We start from the raw sequence: 26,237 nt of genomic DNA on the forward strand, positions 1-26,237 counted from the left end.
CAAATCATCACGAACAAGATTTTAATTCCCAGTATAACATATCTGACTTGGTTCGGAACATACGTTTGCCACTATCAGGCAATTCCGATGACATCTGTGCAGCATAGAAAAAAGCCCGCAGCTTATGAAAACTGTGGGCTCTTTGCGTAAATGCTGTTCGATTTAAATGGAAATCGTTCGATTAATTCTTTTTGCTGCGCACTTCGAAGATGGCAAATTTCAGGTAATGACCTTCGTCAACGCCCAAAATTTGTGGGTGGTCCTTACCAGCTGCTTTCCAGTCGATTAAACGCAGCACTTTGCCTGCATCCTCGGCTGCATCCGCAATGGTTTCCAAAAAAAGATCCGGACGCATGTGGTATGAACAGCTTGCCGTTACCAGATACCCGCCTTCATTTACCAGCTTCATTCCTTGAAGATTGATGTCCTTATAACCACGGCATGCACCTTTGACTGCTGATTTCGTTTTGGCAAAGGCTGGCGGATCGAGGATGACCACATCAAATGTTTTGCCACCGGCTGCAAGCGCTTTGGACGTATCCACTTTCTGTTCGCCAGCACGCGCACGTACGTTACGCTCATCGAGGCCTTTCACCTGCTCACGCAAGTATTGGAATGCATCCGCAACGACAAATTCGACCCGGTCAGTGAAACCGTTCAGCTCAACGTTGGTCCGTGCACTTTCAATCGCATGCTCTGAGATATCAAGGCATGTTACTTTTTTGGCTCCATATTTGCAGGCGTTCAATGTGAAGCTGCCTGTGTGGGAGAAACATTCCAGCACAGTGGCTCCGTCCCAATAAGGGAACGTCACAACCTTGCCGCTTTTATTGACAGGAAGCAACTGCTGCGTACCATCCTGCTCGGTCTGTTGGAGCGTAATGCCACTCTTGTAACCCCAACCCTTCATAAGCGGTTCGATGGCTGCACGATTCTCACGTTGGTCGAAGAAATACCCTGTCTTCTGGCCTTCCACGATATCCACCTTAATGAGCAATCCGTTCTCTGTTACCGTGACATGCCGCGGACAATCCCCGTACAACGGTCCTTTCGTCTGCTCCAAGCCTTCCAGTTCACGAATGGACACATCACTGCGTTCATAGATGCCTTCTGGCTGCATCACTTCAACAAGAGCTTGTACGATCGCTTCGCGGCAGCGGTCCATGCCGAGTGTGAGCAACTGAACAACGAGGATGCTGCCAAAACGGTCAACGATCAGACCTGGCAGAAAATCAGCTTCCCCATAAACGAGACGGTATGCCTCCCCATCCTGGATAAACCGCTCCCGGTGGCGCAAGCAATCGCGGAAACGCGCTGCAAAAAACGCGGTGTCCATCTGTTCAAACTCCAAAGGCTGATAGGCCACGACTCTAACTGTGATTTGAGATGCAGGATTATAGTATCCTGTCGCGAGATAGCGACCTTGGTGATTCAATACGTTCACCAGATCTCCCGGCTCGGGGTTTCCTTCAACAGAGGCAATTTCATTGTTATATATCCATGGATGTGCATGTTCAAGCCGCTTTTTGCGGCTGCGTTCCAGTGTAACTGATGGCAAGATAGATCCACTTCTTTCATAGTTAGTTGTTTAAAAGATAGGTTTAGTGCAAAGGTGACCACTACGGGGATGGATTGGACTTTCGATCGCTGTTGTCTCCAGATTTTTTTGATTCCCTTTCTCAAAAGGGAAAATCCGGAGTCAAAGGCGAACACTTCGCTTCTTCAGTTCCAATTCCATCCCCTTCGCTACGTTTGCAGAATCTCCGTATCTTTTGATCCCTATTGATTCCAGAATTCCGTTAGCCTGTCATGGTTGTCCTTATTTACTCATAGGATGAGAATAAGGATATGCACGGAAGGAATGATGTTAACTCATGTTTAGAGATGTTGTGCTGCCCCTGTTATACGGGCTTCTTATCTTTTTTGGCGGGATGAAGCTGATGGAAACAGCCTTACAGCGGATGGCCGGGCCCATGCTGGCAGGATGGCTGGGTCGGGCTACCTCTGCTCCCTGGAAAGGCATGGCCTTCAGCGCAGGCGCTACAGCCTTGCTGCAAAGCAGTACTGCCGTCACCGTACTCACCATTGGACTGGCGAACGCGAGATTGATTACCTACGGTCGTACACTCGGTATCATTCTTGGAACCAACATCGGGACGTGCCTGACCACCGAGCTGGTCGGACTGCAGATCGGGCGGTTTTCCCTGCCTCTGCTTGCCTTGTCCCTGACAGGCTGGGCCGTCTTTGTAGTCCTTGGTGAACGAAATCAGATCGCTCCTGAACGCACACGTCGTACGCTTTTTACCCTGCAGTACAGCTTTCTCGCGTCAGCCGGATTTGCACTCGTCATGACAGGTATTCAAGTGATGCAATCCATTGCCGTTCCCCTGCGAAGTATGGGCGTATTCCAGTGGTTTCTGGATCGCTCAGCCGACAGCTTGTGGTGGGGCTTTCTGGCTGGTGCCTGTCTGACGGCACTCATTCATAGCAGCGCAGCCGTCATCAGCATGGCGATTACGCTTGCTGCCACAGGCGTACTGCCTGTGGAGATCGGCATCGCCATTGTGATCGGGTCGAACGTGGGGACCTGTATCACCGCCGTGATTGCTGCCGCTGGCGGAGCATCCGCAGGCAAATTTGTCGCAGCCTCCCATGTTGTATTAAACATAGCGGGAGCGCTGCTGTTTATGCCGCTGATCGGCCAGCTGCATGCAGCTTCGGCCTGGCTGTCAGCGGATAACGGGGCACAGATTGCGCATGCCCAGACCCTTTTTAACGTCATCAGTTCACTGCTTGCCTTGCCGTTCTGTTATTTGCCGATTTGGCACAAAAAGCCACCGGTCTCCACCCCAATGGCGAAATCACCTGTGGCCTGATGTTCATAACTCTCTCAACGAATAGCAGCACTGCAACATTCAAAAGAAAACAGCTATACGTTAATGCCTAATTTGTTCAGCGCTACACGTAAAATGTCATCGTTATTATCGTATCCACTGTGCTGCTGTCTGGACCAAGCTTCTTCCGGAGCGTACCAATCCACACCTTTGATTTCTTCAATCTGAGGCTGCAGGTCACCGCTTTCCGCTTCGACGAGATAATAATGAACTTCCTTGTCCACCGGACCAAACTCAGCATGCTGATACGTATAAGCAATGATATCGACGGGTTCTACAATTCGGCCGACCATGCCTGTCTCTTCCAGAATCTCACGAAGCGCGGTCTGTTCTACCGTTTCTCCATCTTCCATCTTTCCTTTGGCGAGAGTTGTTTTGCCGTAGCGATCTACAATCAATTGAATTTGAAGCTTTCCGTCTTCTCCCGTGCGGTAAACGACTCCGCCTGCCGAAATTTCTTTTTTGTTCATGTTGCTCTCCCCCATTACGGAATTGTCTTCATCTTTTTTTGGAAAAAGAAGGACCTCATCTCCACGGGTACGCTCCCCAAGGAAATGAAATCCTTGTTTCTAACGCCTCGATTACATCGCAGCGGACTTGAGATTTTCTTCTAACACACGAACCAGGGTAGCCTGGCTTTCATTCACACCCGCTTCGGTCACTTTGACACGGCATACCTTGCCGACCATATCCATGGAACCATCAAAGACCAGCTGAATGTAGTTGTCACTGTATCCGTGCAGTTTACCACTGCCTTCACGGCCCTTGGCTTCACCTTCAGGAATGACATCCAGTACTTGCCCCACAAACTGCTTGGCGTAGGCCAGCTGCATCTGTTCGGAGAGCTCAATCAGTTCATGCACACGTGCATTCTTCACTTCTTCATCCACCTGATCTTCCATACGTGCTGCAGGTGTTCCTGTCCGTTTGGAATATGGGAATACGTGCATTTCGGAAAAACCGATTTTCTTCATCAGTTCGTAGCCGTTACGGAACATCTCATCCGTCTCACCCGGGAAGCCAACAATTACGTCGGTTGTAATCGCTACATCCGGCATCGCTTCCCGAATACGAAGCATTTTATTGTAAAACTCTTCGGTCGTATATTTACGACGCATGCGTTTCAGTACGGCATCATCGCCCGCTTGCAGCGGAATGTGGAAGTGGCGCACTAGTTTGTCTGAACGTTTAATCACATCCAGCATCCGATCATCAATCTGGCTTGCTTCAATCGAGCTGATCCGAATACGCTCCAGACCTTCCACTTTGTCCAAGTCCCATAGCAGATCCGTCAGATCGTAATTTTCCATGTCATCCCCGTATCCACCGGTATGTATGCCTGTCAGGACAATTTCTTTATATCCGGCGTTCACGAGTTGATGAGCCTGTTGGATGATGCTGTTTGCTTCCCGGCTTCGGGAAAGTCCACGCGACCACGGAATAATACAGAATGTGCAGAAGTTATTGCAGCCATCCTGAATTTTCAGGAATGCGCGTGTACGATCAGCAAAATCCGGTACGTCCATCTCTTCAAATACCCGTGTCTTCATAATGTTGCGCACCGCGTTAACAGGCTGACGGGATTCCTGAATTTCCTTGACATATGGCAAAATTTTGTCCCGATCCTGTGTACCGATGACCAGATCCACACCAGGGATGTCCAGAATCTCTGCCGGAGAAGTCTGCGCGTAGCAGCCAGTTACGGCTACAATCGCATCCGGGTTGCGCCGAATGGCACGACGGATAATTTGACGGCTCTTTTTGTCGCCGGTATTGGTTACTGTACAAGTATTAATCAAGTATACATCCGCTGTCTGTTCGTCGAAGTCTACCTGATCATATCCTTCGTTTTTGAACAATTGCCAAATCGCCTCTGTATCATAAAAGTTAACTTTGCAGCCTAAGGTGTAAAACGCCACGGATGGCATAATTACATTCCCCCCATTTCTCCGGATTCATATAAGACACAAGTTAGCGCCGCCATTCCGGCCGTCTCGGCCCGCAAGATGCGTTTGCCCAGTCCAACGGATACAGCACCAGCCTGATCAGCTTCAATCGTTTCCTTCTCCGAAAATCCACCTTCAGGTCCAACAACGATCAACACTTCAGCACTTGCATCAGGTGCAAGCTGCTCCACAAACGGCTTCAATGCGTCTCTTAACTGCTTGCCGTTTTCCTTTTCATAACAATAACATACCAGACTGTAGCCCTCAAAAGAAGATAGCAGCCCTTTCCAAGAAAGTGGCTGCTCGACGGATGGAATGCGGTTCCGATGGCTTTGTTCAGCGGCTTCCTTGGCGATTTTCCGCCAACGATCCAACCGTTTGCCTTCTTTCTTGGCATCATATTGCACAATTGTACGCTCAGACAGGAAAGGAACAAATGAAACTGCTCCGATTTCTGTACATCTTTGAATGACCGTCTCCATCTTATCGCCTTTGGGCAAGCTTTGAGCCACGGTTACACGTATACGTGCTTCATGGTCCATCTTGAGAGGTTCCAGAATATTCGCTGTTACTTGCTGGGCTTCGATGCTTTCAATCTCCACCAAAGCTTCTTTGGAGTTTCCATCACTGACAATCAGTTTATCTCCAGGTTTACCGCGCATCACTTTACCAATATGGCGCGCATCATCACCTGTGATGACTACGGTATGTTCATTAAACTGTTCTGCAGATACAAAATAACGCTGCATTAGTCTGTCCACCCATTCTATCCTGTTATGACTGGAATTCACCCCGCCAGATGGCAGGCGTGAATCCAATCGCCACAGATGATCATACAACTTTTATGTCCTTCTGACCAGTATTTCAGTCCCATACACTATACGTTTCTAACGATATAAACCGATGATTAGCCTTGCCAGATCCAGATACATATTCTGGGCAAATTGATATAAAGGTTGAATCGTCGCATTTTGCAATGGAGGAATAACAAGGATCAACAGGAAAATAAATATGGACCATTGCTCTACCCCTTGCAGTTTGCGGCTGATTGAAGGCGGCAGTATATCCTCCAGAATTCGATATCCGTCCAATGGAGGCAACGGAATAAGATTAAAGAGAAAAAGGAAAAAGTTCGTCAGGTTAAATATGGAAAAAAACATGGAGATTGCGGTAAGCAACCTTTCATTCTCAATGCCACCCAATGCCCCCGAACCAACCAGGGACGCATAGATGATCGTACCGATGATCGCGAGCAGCAGATTGCTCAGAGGCCCTACTGCGGATACAATGACACCCATTAATCTCGGTTTATCGAAGTTGGCCCGGTTAACAGGAACTGGTCGTGCCCAACCGAACCCGGCAATAATGAGCAATAACACACCAAACAAGTCAAAATGTACGACCGGATTCAACGTAACCCGGCCTAGCAGCTTCGCTGTTGGATCGCCAAATTTGTTGGCAAAATAGGCATGAGAAAATTCATGCACCGTAAAAGCAATCAGGATCGTCAACAAGAAAAACGGAAGTTGATCCAGCGGATAACGAAAGAACGAGTTTAAGTCCATCGCTTACCTCTTTCTGGCCACAAACGCGATCCAGTCCTCATCGCGATGCACCGAACTGATTTCGAAGCCGGAAGCAACGAGCGCATCATGGACAAGCTGCTCTTTATTTTTCCAGATGCCTGAAGTAATATAAACGCCGCCAGACTCAAGCGCATGATAGACATCGTCCACAAACAGCATAATAACCTCGGCCAAAATGTTGGCAACGATAACTTTCACCGGAAGCTTCACACCCAGCGCAGGGTCCTGACTGCCAAGAACAGACAGCAGATCACTCTCTTTAACCGTTATTTGTTTCCCCAGCCCATTCAGTTCCACATTTTCCTTGGCACTTGCTACCGCAACCGGATCGAGGTCCAGCGCCAGCACATGTTTTGCACCGAGGTGGATAGCTCCAATAGCCAAAATGCCTGAACCAGTACCTACATCAATGACTTCCTCGCCACCTTGAATGACCGATTCCAGTGTACGCAGACAAAGCGAAGTGGTTGGATGTGTCCCCGTACCAAAGGCCATGCCTGGATCAAGCTCAATAATTTTTTCATTGGCGTTTATTGGCGTATACTCTTCCCACGTCGGTTTAATGGTTAGACGTTCCGAGACACGTACTGGCTTGAAGTATTGCTTCCAGGCGTTGGCCCAGTCATTTTCATCCACTGTTCGAGTCTCAAAACGAACCTCACCCGTCTGGATATCAAATTCGGAAAGTTGCTCGATGCGCGGGCTTACTTCCAGTTGCAATGCATCCATGTCCGAACCTTCGGAGAAGTAGCCTTTAATGACCGCCAATCCTTCAGGAATATCATTCAAAGGGAACTCGTACCACTCGCCATACGTCGTATCGCGTTTTTTATTTAAAGTACCGGACTCTTCAATCGAGACCCCTCCAGCACCTGCTTCATGTAAAAAATTCGAAATCATCTCCACAGCTTCTTCTGTGGTATGTATTGTTAGTTCATGCCATAACATACTTCGTTTTTCCTCCTCATTTTTCAAACATCCCCACCATTGTACTACACAAGCGAGCAGGAGTACAAAACCACGGCAGTAAAAGAAACAACAAAAACAGGATACCCGCAGCTTTCACGCTCGAATACCCTGTTTTAATTCTGACATGACTCGATTAAGTTGTTAGTAAAAACGTCCACCATTCTGGGTAATCATCTCTGCAGCTTGTGGGAGAGAGTCACTGGATACGGATACGGTCAGCAAGATTTCTTGCTTGGACCTGCCTTCAGAGCCAGCTTCCGTATCGTCATACACTTGTCCACCCGACAATACTTCGGTTTCGTCGCTAATGAGGGAAAGTACATTCAGCTCACCACTGAATCCCCCAATCACAGCCATGGTCGAGTTATCCCTGCCATCAGACGCTTCTGAATCCATTGAAGACGAGTCATTCAGACTCTCGATACTCAGTTGGTTCGGGTGCAGCAATTCCAGTGCTCTGCGTGCAGATTCAGCCTCGGACCAGCTCGTAAACACCGCTTCGATAATCACTGCAGAGCGATCTTCAGTCATGAATCTCCCGACCCTGACGACGATCAGCCGCTTCACTACGGCGCAAAGCCTCTATATCTTCATGATCTGCAGCTTCAGCACTGAATTCCACATCCTCATTTTTGGCGGACTGCATTCGTTTCATCTTTTCCGTTTTCGTCAAAATCTTGCCTGGACGTTCATGTTCTGCCATCGTTATGCTCCTCCTTCAAATTGTATAAGTCCAACTAAGTGTATTTACACTGGCACTCCGATGACAGAACAACCTTCCGATCGCTGTTATCCCCAGATTTTTTTGATTCCCTCCCTTAAAAAGGAAAATCCAGGGATAGCGTATGCTTCCGAAGTAGCTTTCTTGCGAAAGCTTTCAGGCGAACGCTTCGCTTCTCCAGTTTTTTTCTGTCCTCTCCGTTATCGTGTAAATGTTTTAGTTGAAACTTACATGGATTTTAAAACTAAATCATACCGCCGGCTTGTTCGATAATGGATAGAGCGCGGTGATGTACTGCCTCGTCAACAACGACTGTCAGTAATACATCTCTGCCTGTCGGACCCTCTTGTCCGCCATCGCTCATACCGCTCGCAGAAGGATCTGCTGCAGCCATGATTCCCGCGCTGACATTCGTGCCTAGAGCTCCTGGTACCCAAGAAGAAAAGCTGCCTGATACGCCTGGTGTATAGGATGCTCCGCTTGGCCCGACACCCGCATAACGACTGAATCGATTGATCGACAGGTCTTCCACTCGCAATGCCTCCAGTTTTTTGGCTGCCCCTTCCGCCTGCTCCGGGCTATGGAAATAAGCCAAAATATTTTTCTCAGTCATCCGATTCACCTGCTTCCCTAGTTTCGGCATATCAGTAAACCACTGAATGCTCATATCTGGTATCTTTCCGCAACCGTGCCCTTATTATGCAAAAAAGGACACCCTGCGGAAAAACCGCTGTGGTGTCCTCTTTATATTAAAATTTACGACTCAGTCTCCACGGAAGGCCCGTTTCACCCGGTCAAAGAAGGATTGCTCATGCTCATGAGTTTGTTCTCCATCCAGTGCAGCGATTTGACGAAGCAGATCTTTCTGCTCATCATTCAGCTTGCTTGGTGTAACAACAACCACTTTTACATGTTGATCCCCTTGGCCCATGCCGCGCAGGCGTGGAACCCCTTTGCCTTTAAGACGGAAATAAGTTCCGGTTTGTGTACCCGCTGGAATTTTCAACTTCACTTTTTCAGTCAACGTTGGAATCTCAATCTCGTCACCCAATGCTGCCTGAGCAAATGTAAGCGGAATTTCACAGTAGATATCGTCGCCTTCACGCTCAAAGAAATCATGTGATTTCACACGAATGACGATATACAGGTCTCCTGCTGGTCCACCTCGCAGACCACCTTCACCTTCACCAGTCATGCGCAGTTGAGCACCGTCATCCACACCCGCTGGGATGCGAACGTGAATTTTGCGCTGCTTGCGGACTTTACCACTGCCGCTGCATGTTGTACATTTTTCTTCAATGATTTGACCAGAACCATTACAGTTCGAACAAGCACGACGATTGACCATACGGCCAAATGGTGTATTTTGCACGACTTCCTGTTGACCGCTACCTTGGCAGACCGAACAAGTCTTCGGCTTCGTACCCGGTTTGGCGCCTGAACCATGACATGTATCACAGCTTTCGGTACGCGGAATGGTAATGTCGGTTTCTTTGCCGAACACCGCTTCCTTGAATTCGATGGTCATGGTGTACTGCAGATCATTTCCCCGCTGCGGAGCATTCGGATCACGTCGTCCGCCGCCACCGCCAAAGAACATATCGAAGATGTCGCCAAATCCGCCGCCGCCGAAATCACCGCCACCGCCGAATCCACCCTGATTCGGATCGATATGACCATACTGATCATACTGAGCCCGCTTCTGGCTGTCGCTGACTACATCATAAGCTTCTTTTACTTCCTTAAACTTGGCTTCCGCATCTGCTGCCTTGTTTACGTCAGGGTGATACTGACGGGCAAGCTTACGGTAGGCCTTTTTGATTTCCTCGTCGCTTGCATTTTTGCCAACGCCGAGTACCTCATAATAATCTCGTTTTTCAGCCACTCTTCCACCCCCATAACATTCACCTTATCGCACATCGTGACAAAAGGAAAGTCAAAGCACGGAAGACCCGGCTATGACTTTCCCCTCGATCCGAACGTCACCGATGATTAATCCACGAAAAACCGTGAATTAGTTTTATTTTTTATCTTCATCCACAACTTCGTAATCAGCGTCTACGACGTTGTCACGTTTAGCGGAACCTTGCTGCTCTTCAGCACCTTGAGCTGCTTGCTCTTGTGCCTGTGCTTGCTCATACAGTTTAACGGACAGTTGTTGAACGATCTCTGTCAGTTCTTCTGTAGCTGCTTTGATATCTTCCAGATTGTCGGAAGCCAGAACGCCTTGCAGTTTTTCTTTTGCAGCATTGGCTTTCTCAACTTCACCAGCATCTGCTTTTTCGCCAAGATCTTTGATCGTTTTGTCCACAGAGTAGATCAGTTGATCTGCGCTGTTTTTCGCTTCAACGAGCTCTTTGCGTTTTTTGTCTTCTTCAGCGTGCAGCTCAGCATCTTTCATCATTTGTTCAACTTCCTCATCGCTCAGACCGCTGGAAGAAGTGATGGTGATTTTTTGCGTTTTGTTTGTACCTTTGTCTGTTGCAGATACGTTAACGATACCGTTGGCATCAATATCGAAGCTAACTTCGATTTGCGGAACACCACGTGGAGCCGGTGGAATATCTCCCAGCATGAAGCGTCCGAGCGTTTTATTGCCAGCTGCCATTTCGCGTTCCCCTTGCAGGACATGGATCTCAACGCTTGGTTGGTTGTCTGCATAGGTGGAGAACACTTGGGACTTGGATGTAGGGATCGTTGTGTTGCGCTCGATCATTTTGGTAAATACGCCACCTGCAGTTTCGATACCCAGGGACAGTGGAGTTACGTCGAGCAATACGACGTCTTTTACGTCACCTGTCAGTACGCCCGCTTGTACAGCTGCACCCAAAGCTACAACTTCATCCGGGTTAACGCCTTTGTGAGGCTCTTTACCAGTCAGTTTCTTGATCGCTTCCTGTACTGCAGGAATACGCGTGGAACCACCAACCAGAACGATTTTGTCGATATCATTAGCAGTCATGCCAGCATCGCTCAATGCACGGCGAGTTGGTTCAAGCGTACGTTCAACCAGACCAGCAGAGATTTCTTCGAATTTCGCACGGCTCAGATTCAACTCCAAGTGCTGAGGAACGCCGTCAGCTACAGTGATGAACGGCAGGGAAATCGTTGTAGTCAATACGCCGGAAAGTTCTTTTTTCGCTTTTTCCGCTGCATCTTTCAAACGTTGAACTGCTGCTTTATCTTTGCTAAGGTCAATGCCTTGATCTTTTTTGAATTCACTTACGAGATAATCGATGATTACTTGGTCAAAGTCATCGCCACCCAGTTGGTTGTCACCACTAGTCGCTTTAACTTCGAAGAAGCCGTCACCCAGTTCAAGGATGGATACGTCGAATGTACCGCCACCCAAGTCATATACGAGAATCGTTTGGTCTTCGGATTTCTCCATACCGTATGCCAAAGCTGCTGCGGTTGGCTCGTTGACGATACGCAGAACTTCCAAACCTGCGATTTTACCTGCATCTTTGGTTGCTTGACGTTGGCTGTCATTGAAATAAGCAGGTACCGTGATAACCGCTTGTGTTACCGTTTGGCCAAGGTAAGCTTCAGCATCGGATTTCAATTTTTGCAGGATGATGGCAGAGATCTCTTGTGGAGAATAATCTTTGCTATCGATTGTTTCTTTGTGGGATGTACCCATATGACGTTTGATCGAGATGATTGTACGATCCGGATTCGTGATCGCTTGGCGTTTAGCTGTTTCACCAACAACGCGCTCTCCATCTTTTTTGAAACCCACTACGGATGGGGTTGTACGTGCGCCTTCCGGGTTAGGGATAACGACAGCCTCGCCGCCCTCCATTACCGCTACGCAAGAGTTGGTTGTTCCTAAGTCAATACCGATTACTTTGCTCATCGGAAAATTTCCTCCCTCGACAATTTAAATGGATCAGATTGATCCTTATTGGTAGTAGTATTTTTGCTCCTATTCGTGCTCTATGTGTGTACTAACCTTTATATTAAACTTCGGTGGCATCGTACAATCAAGAGTGAACCCATTTCATTCTATAACAGAATTATGAGCTAACTTTAACCATAGCCGGACGAAGTACTTTATCCTTCAGCATATAGCCTTTTTGGACTTCCTCAACAACGATACCTTCTTCATATTCGTCGCTCTCCACTGACATAATTGCCTGGTGGAATTCGGGATTAAACGGTTGTCCTACCGAATTCATTGCAGTCAGACCTTCATTGTTCAGCACAGTTTCCAACTGGCGGAAGATCATTTGGATGCCTTTGGAAAAAGATTCAACTTCAGTACCTTCCGGTACAGTAGCCATGGCACGCTCAAAATTATCAATGACCGGCACCAGTTCGGTGACCAGCTTCATCGAAGCGTACTTTGCCAGTTCTTCTTTTTCCTTCTGCGTACGACGACGGAAGTTATCAAAATCAGCTTGCGCACGGACAAAACGTTGTTGATTTTCCTCAGCTTCCGCCTTCAAACGTGCGATCTCATCTTGCTCCTGATCTGCCATCTCTTCCGCCTGTGCTTCTGCAGCTCCGGCTTCGTTGACAGGCTCCTGCTCCGCTGCTGTTGTTGCTTGCTCTTCCTGTTCTTCTGCTGCGAATGATTGCTCCTCTTTCAAGATGTTCACCTCCTTATATGAATGAAATGGTTCATTCCCTTATTTGAAACGATGCGTTAGCATGGCCGTCAAATCACGGGATAATGTATTTAAAATATGAATGACACGTGCGTAATCCATTCGCGTAGGTCCCAAAATTCCGATGGAGCCCAAAGCCTCTCCATCCAATGAATAGGATGCCGTTATCAGGCTGCAATTGGCGAAGGCTTCATGATCATTCTCGGTGCCTATTCGCACCTGAATACCAGATCCACCCTGCACGGGCATCATCAATTTCATAAGTGTTGGCGTCTCATCCAGCAGGTCAAGAATATCTTTTACCTTTTCAATATCTCTAAACTCTGGCTGGGTCAACATATTGGTGGCACCACTAAGGAACAGACGATTGTCATGCTCGTTATCAAAGGCACTGTTCAGCACCTGCATAACTTCCTCATAACGTGTAATATGCCGTTCCATCTCTTGCCCAAGCTCGGTGTAGAGACGGGACTTTAATTTGTAAATCGGCACGCCGACCAGCTTGCTGTTTAATAAACGAACTACATTCTCCATCTCCGCTACCGAAATTTCGGGTGGAATCTGAACGGTCTTGTTCTCCACCTGACCCGTGTTCGTTACGATGATGGCTACAGCCTCATTTTCATTAAGCGGAAGCAGCTGAAAATGACGAAGTGACGTGTGGAAAACTTCCGGCCCGAGCAGGATCGAAGTATAATTCGTCATATGTGACAAGATGACTGAGGCATGCTGGATAACTTGTTCCATCACATTCAGTTTTTCTGCAAAAAATGACTTCAAATCGTCCAGCTCTTGCGGCTCCACCTGGTTCCAAGGAACCAAATGATCGACATAATATCGATAGCCCTTGTGTGAAGGTATGCGCCCAGCCGATGTATGCGGCTGTTCCAGAAAGCCCATATCTTCAAGGTCCGCCATTTCATTACGGATCGTCGCCGGACTGTATCCAACATCTCCCCTTTTGGAAATGCTCCGGGACCCTACGGGCTCAGCTGAACGGATATAGTCATCCACTATGGCGTTTAGAATCATTCGTTGACGCTCTGTTAACATGGTGAGTATTCCCTCCTCTGACTGTACTGTCCCATGTCGTTAGCACTCCGGTTAGATGAGTGCTAAGCGGTAATACAAAAATACCAAAATGACGTGATCATTGTCAAGTCAGTTTGATGAGTACGCTCATCTATTTATAGTATAGACCAATGTCTTCAAGACATAACAACTTTAACTGTCCATCTCATGAAATAAAAAGAACCGCAGGTGAGACAGAGTGCACTCAGCTCAATCCATACGGTTCATTCATTTTTCAGGCAGATATATTAAGCTCTTTCAGTACGGCAATCTCATCACAGCAATCCTGTTTGCTGCAATGAACACAGTCCGTCCATACTTTTTCCGGGAAAATTTCCTTTTCTACAACGGCAAAACCATTTTTGAGAAAAAAGGAAACCTCATAGGTCAACGCCATAACCTTGGGAATCTGTTGTTTCTCCGCTTCCTGTACCAGGCGGTCCAGCAGCAGTGAGCCAATCCCCATGCCTTTGTGACCTTCAGAGATACCCAGCGATCTGACTTCCACCAGATCATTTCCCAAACGGCAGAGAGATCCACAGCCTACAACCTGGCCATTCACTTCGGCTACAACAAAGTGCTCCAGCTGCCGTTGCAGTACTTCCCGTGAACGCGGAAGCATGATCCCACGCTCTGCGTAGCCCTTAATCATTTCAAATAATGGTTCAACATCTTCCGGTACGGCTTTTCTGCATATGGCCGACATCCCGCTCTCCTCCTATAGAAGCTTTCCAGAGGAAAGCCGACTTCGTAGTTGTATAAATCACACGCTCTGTAAAATCAATATGAATAAATATACAACAGAGCGTATAGAATTTCAAGCTACGAATTCAGCGATATGGATCCGATAAACTCGGCAAAAACGTCATTTCCGAACAGAATACCCTGCTCACTCAAGCGGAAGCCGTCTGGCGTCTTCTCAAGCAGCCCTGCATTCAACATTTTGCCCAAAGGCTTCGCAAACACTTCTTCCATGGACTCCCCGAACTGTTCGATGAATCGCGATGATGAAGCACCCTCCAGCATTCTCAGGCCAACCATCAGATAATCTTCCATTGCCTCGGCACGGCTGATCTCGAAATGATCGAGACGCGGCAGTCCTCCTTTGGAAGCTTCAACATATGGGTTTATACCTTTAATATTCATATGGCGTTCGCGGCCTACATATCCATGTGCACCTGCACCCAGACCGTAGTAGTCCTCATTACGCCAATACGTGATATTGTGACGGCTCTCGAAGCCGGGTTTGGCAAAGTTACTGATTTCGTATTGCCCGTACCCCGCTTCTTTCATACGCTTCATTAATAGAAGATACATTTGGAGCTCGTCATCTTCATGAGGAAGCGGCAGCTGGTTCTTCTGATATAACGTATGGAAAAGGGTATTCTCTTCCACCTTCAGGCTGTATATGGAGTAATGCGGCAGATCCAGTTCCAGTGCTTTGTCGATACTTTCGTTCAGCATCTCAACAGTCTGATTTGGCAAACCAAACATCAGGTCTATGGACAAGTTATGCAATCCAGCTGCTCGTGCATTTTCCAAACTGCGGTATACATCATCTGTATTATGAATCCGGCCAATACCTGTTAGCAGATCATTTTGAAAAGCCTGTACCCCAAAGCTGACGCGGTTCACTCCGCCTTCTTTCATAACGGCGAGCTTCTCCGCATCGGTTGTGCCCGGGTTAGCTTCCATTGAAAACTCAATATCGTCTGCCCAATTCGGGAAATAGGTCTTAACGGACTTCAGGAATACGGCCATTTCGTCCGGTTTCAGTGCAGTCGGCGTGCCGCCGCCCACAAAAATGGTTTTGATTTCTCCCGGCGGATTCGCTTTAACTGTATGTTCCATCTCCCGTTCCAGCGCTTCAAGGTATTGCATAACCGGCTGGTCCTTCAATACGTAGGAGTTAAAATCGCAGTAAAAACATTTATTTGTACAAAAGGGAATGTGAAGATACACCGCTTGGGGTGCACCTGTTTTCCGGCTGTGTGCTGCCAATGTCATGGCAAGGTCCCCCTCTATTTGAAAAAAGGAAAGCCATCCGGCTTCCCTTTCAGCTTGGTTTATTGGTTATTCTGTGTTGTACCCGGTTTGCAAGCAAACGTCTTTAATCTAGTTTGAATACACACATTCTGTGCTGTACCTCAAAAAATCGTTCATCCTTTCATACACAAATTATTGATGTACCGAAAGGCCTCACTTGACGTTTGCAAGCAAACGTCTTTTTAAACGCATTCTCCGATACACAAAATTTGATGTACTAGGAGATTGCGTTCTTAATCATCAATTTTCAGCACCGCCATGAATGCTTCCTGCGGCACCTCTACGTTACCGACCTGCTTCATCCGCTTCTTACCTTCCTTCTGCTTCTCAAGCAGTTTCCGTTTCCGCGAGATGTCACCGCCATAACACTTGGCAAGTACGTTTTTACGCATGGCTTTTACCGTTTCACGAGCTACAACTTTGGTACCCACAGATGCCTGGATCGGCACCTCGAACATTTGCCGTGGAATCAGCTCACGCAGCTTCTCACAGATAATGCGACCGCGGTTATACGCACGATCACGGTGAACGATGAAGGACAGGGCATCGACTTGCTCACCATTAAGCAAGATATCCATTTTCGCCAGATTGGACTGACGATAACCGGACAGCTCGTAGTCGAAGGATGCATAACCTTTGGTGCTTGATTTCAATTGGTCGAAGAAGTCATATACAATCTCGGACAACGGAATCTCATACGTAATGGTAACCCGAGTTGTGTCCAAATATTCCATATTCACATATTCACCGCGTTTATTCTGACAAAGCTCCATAATAGTACCCACATAATCATTCGGTACGATAATCGAAGCCTTTACATACGGTTCCTCAACAAAATCAATTCTTCCCACCTCAGGATAGTTGGATGGGTTATCAATTTGCATAACTTCACCATTGGTCAACGTCACGTGGTAAATTACGCTTGGTGCAGTCGTGATCAATGGAATATTGAACTCACGCTCAATCCGCTCCTGGATAACGTCCATGTGAAGCAGTCCAAGGAATCCGCAACGGAATCCAAAACCGAGTGCACTGGAAGTCTCCGGCTCAAAGCTAAGCGAAGCATCGTTCAACTGCAATTTCTCCAATGCTTCACGCAGGTCAACATAATCCGATGTTTCAATCGGATACAGACCGCAGTATACCATTGGATTAATTTTGCGGTAACCCGGCAAAGGTTCAGGTGTTGGATTTTTGGCATCTGTCACCGTATCCCCGACTTGTGTATCACCCACATGCCGGATACCTGCAACGATAAATCCAACATCACCGACGTTCAGCTCGTCCACAATCGTCATCCGTGGTTTGAAAGCACCCACTTCAATGACTTCAAACGATTTGCCTGTGGCCATCATTTTAATTTTGGAACCGGATTTGATTTTCCCATCGATGACACGCACGTATACAATTACACCCTTGTACGGATCATAGTGCGAGTCAAAAATCAGCGCTTTCAAGGGCTGATCAGGATCACCAACTGGCGCTGGAACACTTTGAACCACTTGCTCCAGAATCTCTTTGATTCCAATCCCGGCTTTGGCTGAAGCCAAAACTGCATTGCTTGTATCCAACCCAATGACATCTTCCACTTCCTGTTTAACCCGATCCGGGTCAGCACTTGGAAGGTCAATTTTGTTGATTACCGGCAGAATTTCAAGATTATTATCCAAAGCCAGATATACGTTAGCAAGCGTCTGAGCTTCAATTCCCTGTGCCGCATCCACAACAAGCAGAGCACCTTCACATGCAGCAAGACTGCGTGAAACTTCATAGGTGAAGTCTACGTGTCCCGGCGTATCAATTAAATTTAATAAATACTCTTCGCCGTCATCTGCTTTGTAAGTCAGTGCAACCGCCTGCAGCTTGATCGTAATTCCGCGTTCCCGCTCAAGTTCCATTTGGTCCAATACTTGCTCTTGCATTTCACGTGTTGTTAGCGCACCTGTGTACTCCAAGATCCGGTCCGCAAGTGTTGATTTGCCGTGATCTATATGTGCAATAATTGAAAAGTTACGAATTTTACGTTGTCTTGCCCGAATGTCAGTCATTCCTTACCCCCAGAAACAGCCTAGTGTCAATCACTTCATTATAACAGTTGATGCAGGGTGCATCAATCCCGCATTGCCTCAACTTTATCATATTCGTCATAATCGCAAACTCCCAGGGGTTTATTTTGCCTGTATTTCATAGCCTTTTATTCAGCCACTCCACTAAATAAGGATACGACCCACTTCATTCCGTTATGAGACAGATTTTGAAGAAGTCCTGCCGTTTTGTCGGCCAGAACGTCGACTGGTGCTTTGCTCTGCTCTGCGCCAAGCACCTGACTCGGTGACATAACAGGTACAACCGGGGGTTCTTTGTCCTCCTGTTGTACGACCGGGGCTGGAACAGACTCGGTAACCGGAGACACCGGTTCAGTTTTCACCACTGCGGGCTTGCCAGCCGAATTATCGCCCCTGTTAAAGCTGCTGCCTGCCAGCTGCATTCCAAACAGAACACCCAGCAACATTAATATACAGATGGAAAACAATCTTTTGCCGAATCTGGACACATTCCTCGCCCCCTGTTATGTTCTCATTTCTTCTATTATTTCACGTAAGAAATACTAGCCAGCTTGTGACTTTTTATCTGCACTTGCTTTGTCCACTTTCTGATCATCCCAGTACACTTCTGCAATCATGTCAGCGAGCACCTTGGATGTCCGCTCCAGTTCAGCAGCCGTATTGTCGATGCCGCCAATCTCAATCAATATGCTGTTGGGAGAAAGAGTCTGGTTGTATTCACCATTGTTCGCTCCGCCGCCGTCCTTGCCCCAGACGCCCCGTGATACCCCTGGATATTTCGCTTCCAGCTTTTTATGAATTTTGGCTGCAAAGGCTTCATTCTGCTGCCAGTTTGGATTCTCATGTCCAATAATAAAATATACTTTGGCATAACCCAGATTATTAATGGTCGTCGTTGTTTTGTTATGACGTTGTGAGTCACGGTGAATATCGATGAGATAGGTAAGATCGTCATTTTGAGCGAGTGCAGCTTTCACTGTCTGACGGGAGTATTTATACGAATAGTTCCAGTTATAGTCCTTGACCTTGGTCGGGTAATCTTCCTGCGCATGCTCCACACCAATCCCCAGCTTCTCCAAACTGTCAGACAAGTAGGTTCCCACTTGAAAAACATTGCCAGTCGATTTACCAGAGGAAGGATTATCACTCTTCGTGCCCAAGAGTGGATTGTATCCTTCACGAGGATGGGAATGGTAGACCAGAATCGCTTTTTTTCCTGTTGCTGGTTTGCTCGGTTCGTCTTTACCGCCACTTTTCGGTGGGGGATCACCCTTTACTTCGCCATCACCCGGATCCTGCGGATCGGATGGATCGGTATGATCCTGACCTGGTGGGATATGCTGCTCGCCACCTGATTTTCCTCCGCCTGTCGAAGCTGTATCAATGAGTCCAGGGCCGGGCTGATAATCTTCTGGAGCTTCAGCTTTTTCATTTCCCGACCCCGGTCTCAGCAGTACGGGTTGATTGGAGCCCATGCCCGGCATTTCTCTGGCGATCAGGCTTTTGGGGTCTTGCGGATTCACATTCGTCAACAGTTGGAATACAAATGAAGTCAGATTTTCACCAGAAAATGCAGATGCCTGTTCCTTCTGAGTCAGATGGGGCACTTCCATGCCGAGCATGTCCACAAAAAAACTGCTTGATACGGCTCCCGCAAATCCTTTCATAGAGGAAACAGGAGAGTTATTCAAATGCTTCTCTGCCATGCCCCCTAGACCGAGTACAACAAAAAACAAGGCAGATATGATCATAAGCAACAACAGCGTACGGCCCATGGCCAGCACGTGCAAACATCTCTTTTTCCATTTACCAATATTCCAGGCCAATATTTTGTTCATTGCTTCTGTCTCCTTCCCTGCTGGACAATGCTTATACTTCAACTCTATGAGCCTGCCAGATTTGATAGAACAGGAAAAAGAAGATTGCACCCCAAAAAAAAGAAAGTCCGATAGATTCGAACCTTCTTCTTAAGAGTTTCAGACATTTAAAATTCACTATCAAAAATAAATCAATGGGTGTAGGCCGCTACATTCTCAGCATTTACCGCATCATGAAGCGCTGCATTTAGACCTGTAGCAATAATGTTGGCCATATCTTCGACAAATTCATCGATTTCTTTGGGAGTAACAATCAGGTCATGACCTAGTGGCTCCAGTACTTCTTTTACCAAACTGAGACGGTCATTTTCACCGATATCGTCCAGCATGCCCATAATCTGTTTCGTCTGATCGGTCTCTTGTCTAAAATGAGTACGCATCATTTCGATGACATTATTCACGATGGTTGACGCATAACATACGGTAGGCACGCCGATAGCTATACAGGGAACACCCAATATTTCACGTGTCAGTCCACGTCGCTTGTTCCCAATGCCTGAGCCCGGATGAATGCCGATGTCTGCCACCTGAATCGTTGTATTGACCCGTTCGAGGGAGCGTGAAGCCAGCGCATCAATTGCAATAATCGCATCCGGCTTCGTTCGATCCACGATCGCTTGTACGATGTCACTGGATTCAATACCCGTTGTACCTAGCACACCTGGCGCAATAGCACTGACTTCCCGATAACCGGGTGCAACCTGATCCGGTACAAGCTCAAAATATTGACGGGTAACCATCAGATTCTCCACGACCAACGGACCAAGTGAATCAGGCGTGACGTTCAGATTGCCCAAACCTACGATCAGCACTTTGGATGTCTTGTTAATTCCTGCTTTAGCCAAAAAATCTTCCATCTCCCGCGTGAATTCAGCCGCCACCCGCTCTTGAAGATCGGTATCCCCGTTACGGAGCGACGGGACCTCCAAAGTGACATAGTGCCCCTTCACACGCCCAATGGCTGTAGCGGCTGCATCATCAAGCACATCAATACGTGTGATGGTGATCCCGTCTTTCTCGTCAACATCTTCCCGCAGCCCAGGAATCGTCTGTTTTTGTCCACCCTGAGCCATTTCCTTGGAGTCAATTGCCAAGTCGGTTCGAACTGTATAATTTTGCAAATCCAGTGTCATCTTTCCCTGCCTCCCTTACTGCATTTGAGCATATTGTGTGGGAAAATGGTGTGCTTTATGCAGGACTACCGAATATGATAGGAAAATCTGTTGCAATTTGCATGCCAGCGTGCTAGAATATTTTAAGTTGTGAAACGTTTGTATTCATGCAAATGCCTTACAGGAGGTGAATGTAATGCCAAACATCAAATCCGCTGTTAAACGCGTAAAAACGAGCGACAAGCGCCGCGCACTCAACGCTTCCCAGAAATCTGCACTCCGTACAGCTGTTAAAGCTGCTGATGCTGCTCTGGTAAGCAACGAAGTTGATACTGCAAAAGCTGCGATTCAAGCTGCTTCCAAAAAGCTGGACAAGGCTGTAACTAAAGGTCTGGTTCATAAAAATGCTGCAGCCCGCAAAAAGTCTCGCTTGGCGAAAAAACTGAACGCTCTTTCCGCACAAGCGTAAGAAGCGTTACTTATAAGATCTAATGGAAAAATCCTGAACAGCACGTGCTTTCAGGATTTTTTAGTATCTGATTCTATAAGCACTCATTTAAAAGAAGAGGCCTCTATTCCGATGATTTCACCGTCAACGAAGTAGAGGCCGTTTTGTCTTTACCATTTAGTATTTACAGTTAAATCTATACTTACGCACCCAGCCTTAACAAGAACATCTCCAATCCCAACACTTTATCCACTGCACCTGTCTTCATCTGATAATCCAGCTCACTGAGATGACTAAGAATCAGCCTCAATCGTTCGGCCTGGAACTTTCGAGCCTGCTCGCCGGCGATCTTCACAGCGTACGGATGCAGACCAAGCTGGCTGGCAATCTGCTGTTGGGAGTAACTCTGCTGGCCTAACTCTTTCACCTGAATCATGATTCGGAATTGACGGGCAATCAACGCTGCAATTTTGATCGGTTCTTCACGCTGCTTCAGGAGCTCATAAAAAAGACCCAAAGCCTTCTCCAACCGCAAGTTGGCAAGCTCCTCCACCAATGCAAACACATTCTGCTCAGTGCTTCGCGCCACCAGTGACTCGATATCCGCGTGTTTAATCGTGCCTCCGTTACCAGCGAACAAGCACAACTTATCTACTTCCGCTGATAACGTCTGCAGACCTGTTCCTGCATAACTTACAAGTATTTCAGCTGCTCCAGATTCAAAAGACACTTCACGTTGCTTCGCCAGCTTTACAATCCATCCTAGCAATTCTTCACTACTTAGTGGAGCAAAAGCAAGGACAACAGCTTGTTTCTTGGCAGCCTTCACAAGTTTTTTCCGCTCATCCAGCTTATCCCCTTGTGCCAGGAACACAATCGTACTATAGTCTGCCGGATTGTCCATATATGTAAGCAATCGGTCAACTTGGTGATCAATTTTGGAATCCTTACCTGCTGTAAACAAATTGGCATCGCGAACAATAATGAGTTTACGCGGAACAAGAAAAGGAACCGTCTCCGCTTCTTCAATGACCACCTCCACAGCTGTTTCAGAGAGATCATATGGAATGATCGCAAAATCACGGTGTTCTTCTTCAATAACTTGTTCTTTTAACATATCCGTAAACTGCTGTATCTGGTATTTCTCCGTTCCGTACAGCACATATACCGGAGCCGTTTCTCCACTGCGTATTGCCTTTGTCGCACTTTTCACATCCATCACGGTGCCCCCTTATCCCTCTTATCCTACCAGAAAACGTGACAGACAACAAAGGGGCCTTGCATCCGTTGAACGGATGAAGGCCCCTGTCCTACATCTATATAAACGCTGACACCAACAATTCTAGAAAAGGCTGGTGCGCGGTCATACGACGTCAGTTATTCCAACTGAGAAAGGACGTTGTTGTTAATTCCAGTATATTCTTGATACATCAGAAATGTTCGGCATGTCTTGAGGCCAAACGTGTAATCTAGCGCCTATTTGACAGAAGTTCCGCTTGAGGCAGTGGACACGTTAAACGATTTTTTCACTGTTGTCCCATCTTGATCCGTCTCGTAATTGAATACGGTGCTATCCTTGGACCAGCTCGCAGATTTTAATGTGCCGTCCAAACTACGTTGCTCCACCAGATTAAGCACATCCGGGTCAGCAGCGGGTTTAGAGTAAATACTGATTTGATCGCCGAGCAGCATGACCAGATAGGAGCCATCTGGTGACTTCCATTCTTTTGGAGTCGTGTTGGTAAGAGCGCTTGAATCCGTTTCAACCGCCAATCCTTTATTCACCCCCGCTGCATCCATGCCCGTCTCGGAATCAGGACTCGTCGCGCCATCGGTGGGATCTTCTACTTTGGCATCAGGCATATCCTGAGAAGTGAACGATTGTGCGTCCCCATTTTCAGGCTCCGTTGTTCCACTCTCAGCAGTGCCTGCCGAAGGATCGGTAGCAGATGCTGAATCCTGACTTATTTGCGGATTCGCACTTCTCGTACTATCAGCAGGTTTGGAAGTGGAAGGAGACTCCTTCGTGTCACTGCTCTTGTTTGATTCGGTCCCAGATGCTGGCTGTTTAGGCGCTGGATCTTCCTTAATTTCAGGTTCTTGTTTCTTCTCCAAGCCATCCTCCTCAGGAGCAACCTCTTGGGATTTTTTATCTTCAACAAACGGCTGGTTGTAATCATCAATCAATCCACTGTTATTACTCGCCGGAGAAGAAGAATCTTCATTGCTAATCTCTCGGCTCAGTGGGCTTTGGTCCGTATTCCCGCTTTCTTGAGAACTTCCTGTGCTCATCATCATTTCCGCATTTTCAATCTTTTCCGGTTGATATCCAAAGATCGCAACGCCCAGTACAACCGCAGCTGCGGCTGCCCCCATGGACATTCGGCCTGTCATGGAGTTCAACCATTTTTGCTTCGGTTTCCGCTCACTTGAACGCTGTAAATTTTCAAATGCAGCAGGGACAGGACTCATTTCCTGTATTGTACTGCTTTGTTCCCTCTTCGCTTCGTCGATTGCATCCAATTGTGGCATAATGGCATCGACCAGACTGAATTTCGGGCTTACCTGCGGCAAATCTTCCAGTTCTCTGGAGAGAGCTCTGAGCAAGCTAAAATTTTCGGCGCACTCCGCGCATTGGGCCACATGCTGTAGCATCTGCGCAGTTTCCGCCTCGCCCAGATCATGATCCAGATACCGGTGCATCCATTCCACCACCTCTTCGCATTTCATCCTGTCACACCACCTTTCTGATACTCCTGTAGTAGATTCTGTAATTGCTGTCTGGCTCTAAATAAATAAGATTTAACCGTATTCAACGGAAGATCGAGGCAATCCGCAATTTCGTTATAGGATAAGTCCTGCAAATATCTTAGAACAATAACGGTACGATGATGCTCAGGGAGCTTGTTGATGGCATCCTGAATATCTTTTGCCACATACGTGGACATCACTTCGAATTCCACATCCTGATTGTCCTGAAAAACCATGTCATGCTCGTCAATGGAGACGGAGGGCTTGGTTCTTCTGAATTTATCAATACAGATATTCGTGACGATGCGCTGAACCCATGTCTTAAACTGGGCCTTTTCCTCATATGAATTAATCTTGGTGTAAATTCGGATCAACGCTTCCTGAGCAGCATCCAAAGCGTCCTGTTCATTATTTAGAATGTAATATGCGGTCCGATAAACATGCTGTTCAATGTCCCGCAAAAGGGTAATTAGAGCGTCGCGATCGCCCGATTGAGCGGCTCTGATGAGTTCCGGCTCTACCACAAAGGATCCCCCTCTCCCTGCAACCTTACAGACGTGACCATCGATAAAATTGTTGCAAAGTTAAGTATTTTTTTTAGATTTCACAAAGTAAAACTTCGGAGATTCCGTATTATCCTGATATCGCAAGAAAAATTTCCACTAAACCCGGTCGATCTTCCCTGGGTACGTCGATAGACGTTTTTCTTATTGCCATAACAAAATAACGGCTTATGTATTGGGGCCGCTGAAATCTTCTCTTAGAATAACAGAAATTGCATAATGAGTCATCAAGCCGGGTCAAAAGTCATTCCAGTACTTACACGACTCAATTTAATGACAATGGCATACATTATAGCTAACCACACTTATAGCATTGAAAATGAAAAAGTTCAATTTTTGTACAAATTTAAGCTCGTTTTAATGTAATTTTCATGAAAACAGTGTATTGTAAATTTACATTCATAACACGAGGTGATGAGCATGCCAGCTCTTGCAAAAATTCAAGCGTTAAAAGAACAAATGCCCAAAGAATATCAAAGCATATCCCATTTTGTGGAACATGCATTGCAGTCTATTGATACCCTTGTCGAGGAACATCGAAAATATACCGCTGCACAAGCATTATACGGCGATAAAATTGTCGGATCGGAAGAACGCTTGTACAGAGAAACGGTGCTTGATGTACGAGCACAGCTCTTGCTTACGCTTGAGAAAACCGTAGAAGATCTGTTGCACAAAGGTGACAAACATTGGAACAAACATTTTAAAGATGGCGTTGAATAATTCAATGTTATAAATTACAAAATTAGCCCGCTTTCCGGCATTCTCCCCGAGGAGTATAACGGAAAGCGGGCTTTTGGTTTCATCCTCCGAGCACAAATTTATTTAACACAATGAAAAATAAACGATTTATTTTTTGAATTGGCTTTTTTAAACTCGAAATCACCATAGGTTTCAATTTGTGTAAAACCTGTTGATCTTAGCGATACATTGAATTCTTCTTGATTTCTAAACCTTAGCTGCATTTTTTCACGGATCAGGATTTTATCTTTTATTGTATTTTTTACAATTTCATAAAAAGTGTACACGTCTCCCTCAAACCCATCATATTCGGTATAAATTTCAAGAGGGTCTCCGCTTAGTCTATCCTTAGCTAAGTCAGGAGTCTTATCCATCTCCCACTCTTTCCATACTTTTGCCAAAGGGTTTCTTGTATCAAAAATAAAGTGACCTCCAACTTTCAGCGATCGAAATACATCTGAAATTGTTTGCTTCCAACTGTCATCTGTAAGAAATACTTGTGCCACATTGGCCGTCATGATTACCGCGTCATAAGTATTGGATTGTAAATCAGCACTATCACCTACCATCCAATTCACATTCCCTGGAGTGTCTTTACTTCTTGCCACATCGATCGCTTCTTCACTAGGATCTATAGCTGTAATTTTATAACCGTTCTCAGCAAGATGAGTAGTCCACCTTCCTGTTCCACAACCTAGGTCAGCTATACATTCTACATTTAACTTCTTTAGCAATGCTAGGAAAAATTCATCGTCTCTTCCCCAATGGTTAATCTGGTCATACACTAATGGAATCATATATAATGTCTACCTGCTTTCTAATATCCTTTACAG

The 26,237-nt window shown here is 46.7% G+C and carries 26 protein-coding genes, 1 pseudogene and 1 riboswitch; of the genes and pseudogenes, 4 read left to right on the forward strand and 23 right to left on the reverse strand.

All coding sequences use genetic code 11. The annotated features are described in order from the left end of the window. Positions 1–181 precede the first annotated feature (181 nt). Positions 182–1,558 (reverse strand): class I SAM-dependent rRNA methyltransferase, encoded by a 1,377-nt coding sequence (locus MHB49_RS24795; protein WP_405153356.1) that lies wholly within the window; start codon positions 1,556–1,558, stop codon positions 182–184. A 316-nt stretch (positions 1,559–1,874) separates the two neighbouring features. On the opposite strand from MHB49_RS24795, the pseudogene MHB49_RS24800 reads away from it, so the two are divergent. Next, positions 1,875–2,360: pseudogene (locus tag MHB49_RS24800) on the forward strand (Na/Pi symporter); the annotation flags it as partial. 126 nt (positions 2,361–2,486) lie between these two features. Further along, a riboswitch (Fluoride riboswitch) is annotated at positions 2,487–2,570 on the reverse strand. A gap of 9 nt (positions 2,571–2,579) precedes the next feature. Continuing rightward, positions 2,580–2,876 carry a Na/Pi symporter gene (locus MHB49_RS24805; RefSeq protein WP_405157312.1) on the forward strand — a complete coding sequence of 99 codons (297 nt, stop codon included), beginning with the start codon at positions 2,580–2,582 and terminating at the stop codon, positions 2,874–2,876. Positions 2,877–2,929: 53 nt separating this feature from the next. Here the strand turns inward: MHB49_RS24805 and MHB49_RS24810 are convergent, their stop codons facing one another. From MHB49_RS24810 to gpr, 18 genes are all read right to left on the reverse strand, one after another. Then, positions 2,930–3,364, reverse strand: coding sequence for an NUDIX hydrolase (locus MHB49_RS24810; protein ID WP_247898574.1), 435 nt, complete (start codon positions 3,362–3,364; stop codon positions 2,930–2,932). Between the two features lie 111 nt (positions 3,365–3,475). Then, positions 3,476–4,822 carry a tRNA (N(6)-L-threonylcarbamoyladenosine(37)-C(2))-methylthiotransferase MtaB gene (mtaB, locus tag MHB49_RS24815; RefSeq protein WP_405153357.1) on the reverse strand — a complete coding sequence of 449 codons (1,347 nt, stop codon included), beginning with the start codon at positions 4,820–4,822 and terminating at the stop codon, positions 3,476–3,478. A gap of 2 nt (positions 4,823–4,824) precedes the next feature. Continuing rightward, the gene (locus tag MHB49_RS24820; RefSeq protein WP_405157235.1) at positions 4,825–5,589 is read right to left on the reverse strand and encodes a 16S rRNA (uracil(1498)-N(3))-methyltransferase; all 765 of its coding nucleotides are present in this window, start codon (positions 5,587–5,589) and stop codon (positions 4,825–4,827) included. A 138-nt stretch (positions 5,590–5,727) separates the two neighbouring features. Next, positions 5,728–6,405 carry a site-2 protease family protein gene (locus MHB49_RS24825; protein WP_247898576.1) on the reverse strand — a complete coding sequence of 226 codons (678 nt, stop codon included), beginning with the start codon at positions 6,403–6,405 and terminating at the stop codon, positions 5,728–5,730. A 3-nt stretch (positions 6,406–6,408) separates the two neighbouring features. Continuing rightward, the gene (prmA, locus tag MHB49_RS24830; protein ID WP_405153358.1) at positions 6,409–7,374 is read right to left on the reverse strand and encodes a 50S ribosomal protein L11 methyltransferase; all 966 of its coding nucleotides are present in this window, start codon (positions 7,372–7,374) and stop codon (positions 6,409–6,411) included. A 162-nt stretch (positions 7,375–7,536) separates the two neighbouring features. Beyond that, positions 7,537–7,926 (reverse strand): hypothetical protein, encoded by a 390-nt coding sequence (locus MHB49_RS24835; RefSeq protein WP_405153359.1) that lies wholly within the window; start codon positions 7,924–7,926, stop codon positions 7,537–7,539. Beyond that, complete coding sequence (locus MHB49_RS24840) at positions 7,919–8,098, reverse strand: YfhD family protein (RefSeq protein WP_024628492.1); 180 nt, start codon at positions 8,096–8,098, stop codon at positions 7,919–7,921. Before MHB49_RS24840 ends, MHB49_RS24835 begins: the two co-directional genes overlap by 8 nt. A 262-nt stretch (positions 8,099–8,360) precedes the next feature. Then, a complete protein-coding gene (locus MHB49_RS24845) occupies positions 8,361–8,729 on the reverse strand; it encodes a hypothetical protein (protein ID WP_247903252.1) in 369 nt (122 codons plus the stop codon). Positions 8,730–8,879: 150 nt separating this feature from the next. Continuing rightward, positions 8,880–10,001, reverse strand: coding sequence for a molecular chaperone DnaJ (gene dnaJ, locus MHB49_RS24850; RefSeq protein ID WP_095359516.1), 1,122 nt, complete (start codon positions 9,999–10,001; stop codon positions 8,880–8,882). A 135-nt stretch (positions 10,002–10,136) separates the two neighbouring features. After that, complete coding sequence (gene dnaK, locus MHB49_RS24855; protein ID WP_247898579.1) at positions 10,137–11,975, reverse strand: molecular chaperone DnaK; 1,839 nt, start codon at positions 11,973–11,975, stop codon at positions 10,137–10,139. 160 nt (positions 11,976–12,135) lie between these two features. Then, positions 12,136–12,711 (reverse strand): nucleotide exchange factor GrpE, encoded by a 576-nt coding sequence (gene grpE, locus MHB49_RS24860; protein WP_405153360.1) that lies wholly within the window; start codon positions 12,709–12,711, stop codon positions 12,136–12,138. A 39-nt stretch (positions 12,712–12,750) separates the two neighbouring features. Further along, positions 12,751–13,782, reverse strand: coding sequence for a heat-inducible transcriptional repressor HrcA (hrcA, locus tag MHB49_RS24865; protein ID WP_090901675.1), 1,032 nt, complete (start codon positions 13,780–13,782; stop codon positions 12,751–12,753). A 253-nt stretch (positions 13,783–14,035) separates the two neighbouring features. Then, positions 14,036–14,506, reverse strand: a complete 471-nt coding sequence (locus tag MHB49_RS24870; protein ID WP_247898581.1) for an N-acetyltransferase — start codon at positions 14,504–14,506, stop codon at positions 14,036–14,038. A 116-nt stretch (positions 14,507–14,622) separates the two neighbouring features. Next, positions 14,623–15,807, reverse strand: a complete 1,185-nt coding sequence (hemW, locus tag MHB49_RS24875) for a radical SAM family heme chaperone HemW (protein WP_247898582.1) — start codon at positions 15,805–15,807, stop codon at positions 14,623–14,625. Positions 15,808–16,079: 272 nt separating this feature from the next. After that, complete coding sequence (gene lepA, locus MHB49_RS24880) at positions 16,080–17,894, reverse strand: translation elongation factor 4 (RefSeq protein ID WP_247898583.1); 1,815 nt, start codon at positions 17,892–17,894, stop codon at positions 16,080–16,082. Positions 17,895–18,040: 146 nt separating this feature from the next. Then, on the reverse strand, positions 18,041–18,400 hold the full coding sequence (locus MHB49_RS24885) for a DUF3679 domain-containing protein (RefSeq protein ID WP_405153361.1): 360 nt from the start codon (positions 18,398–18,400) through the stop codon (positions 18,041–18,043). A 54-nt stretch (positions 18,401–18,454) separates the two neighbouring features. Then, positions 18,455–19,750, reverse strand: a complete 1,296-nt coding sequence (locus MHB49_RS24890; protein ID WP_405153362.1) for a stage II sporulation protein P — start codon at positions 19,748–19,750, stop codon at positions 18,455–18,457. A 170-nt stretch (positions 19,751–19,920) separates the two neighbouring features. After that, the gene (gpr, locus tag MHB49_RS24895) at positions 19,921–20,922 is read right to left on the reverse strand and encodes a GPR endopeptidase (protein WP_247898586.1); all 1,002 of its coding nucleotides are present in this window, start codon (positions 20,920–20,922) and stop codon (positions 19,921–19,923) included. Positions 20,923–21,097: 175 nt separating this feature from the next. Here gpr and rpsT point away from each other — a divergent pair, with 175 nt between their 5' ends. After that, on the forward strand, positions 21,098–21,370 hold the full coding sequence (gene rpsT, locus MHB49_RS24900; RefSeq protein WP_024628504.1) for a 30S ribosomal protein S20: 273 nt from the start codon (positions 21,098–21,100) through the stop codon (positions 21,368–21,370). Between the two features lie 181 nt (positions 21,371–21,551). Here the strand turns inward: rpsT and holA are convergent, their stop codons facing one another. The 3 genes from holA to MHB49_RS24915 form a co-directional block, all read right to left on the reverse strand. Then, the gene (gene holA, locus MHB49_RS24905; RefSeq protein WP_405153363.1) at positions 21,552–22,568 is read right to left on the reverse strand and encodes a DNA polymerase III subunit delta; all 1,017 of its coding nucleotides are present in this window, start codon (positions 22,566–22,568) and stop codon (positions 21,552–21,554) included. 257 nt (positions 22,569–22,825) lie between these two features. Next, on the reverse strand, positions 22,826–24,079 hold the full coding sequence (locus MHB49_RS24910; RefSeq protein WP_405153364.1) for a zf-HC2 domain-containing protein: 1,254 nt from the start codon (positions 24,077–24,079) through the stop codon (positions 22,826–22,828). Next, entirely contained in the window at positions 24,076–24,624 is a 549-nt protein-coding gene (locus MHB49_RS24915; protein ID WP_024628507.1) for an RNA polymerase sigma factor, read from the reverse strand. Before MHB49_RS24915 ends, MHB49_RS24910 begins: the two co-directional genes overlap by 4 nt. A 459-nt stretch (positions 24,625–25,083) precedes the next feature. Between MHB49_RS24915 and MHB49_RS24920 the strand changes: the two genes are divergently transcribed. Further along, positions 25,084–25,386 (forward strand): hypothetical protein, encoded by a 303-nt coding sequence (locus tag MHB49_RS24920; RefSeq protein WP_247898589.1) that lies wholly within the window; start codon positions 25,084–25,086, stop codon positions 25,384–25,386. 98 nt (positions 25,387–25,484) lie between these two features. On the opposite strand, the gene MHB49_RS24925 is transcribed toward MHB49_RS24920, so the two are convergent. After that, positions 25,485–26,201 (reverse strand): class I SAM-dependent methyltransferase, encoded by a 717-nt coding sequence (locus MHB49_RS24925; protein WP_405153365.1) that lies wholly within the window; start codon positions 26,199–26,201, stop codon positions 25,485–25,487. Positions 26,202–26,237 lie beyond the last annotated feature (36 nt).

Origin of the sequence: Paenibacillus sp. FSL K6-0108 (genome assembly GCF_045040695.1) — a bacterium.
In the GTDB taxonomy this organism is placed as follows: Bacteria; Bacillota; Bacilli; order Paenibacillales; family Paenibacillaceae; genus Paenibacillus; species Paenibacillus pabuli_B.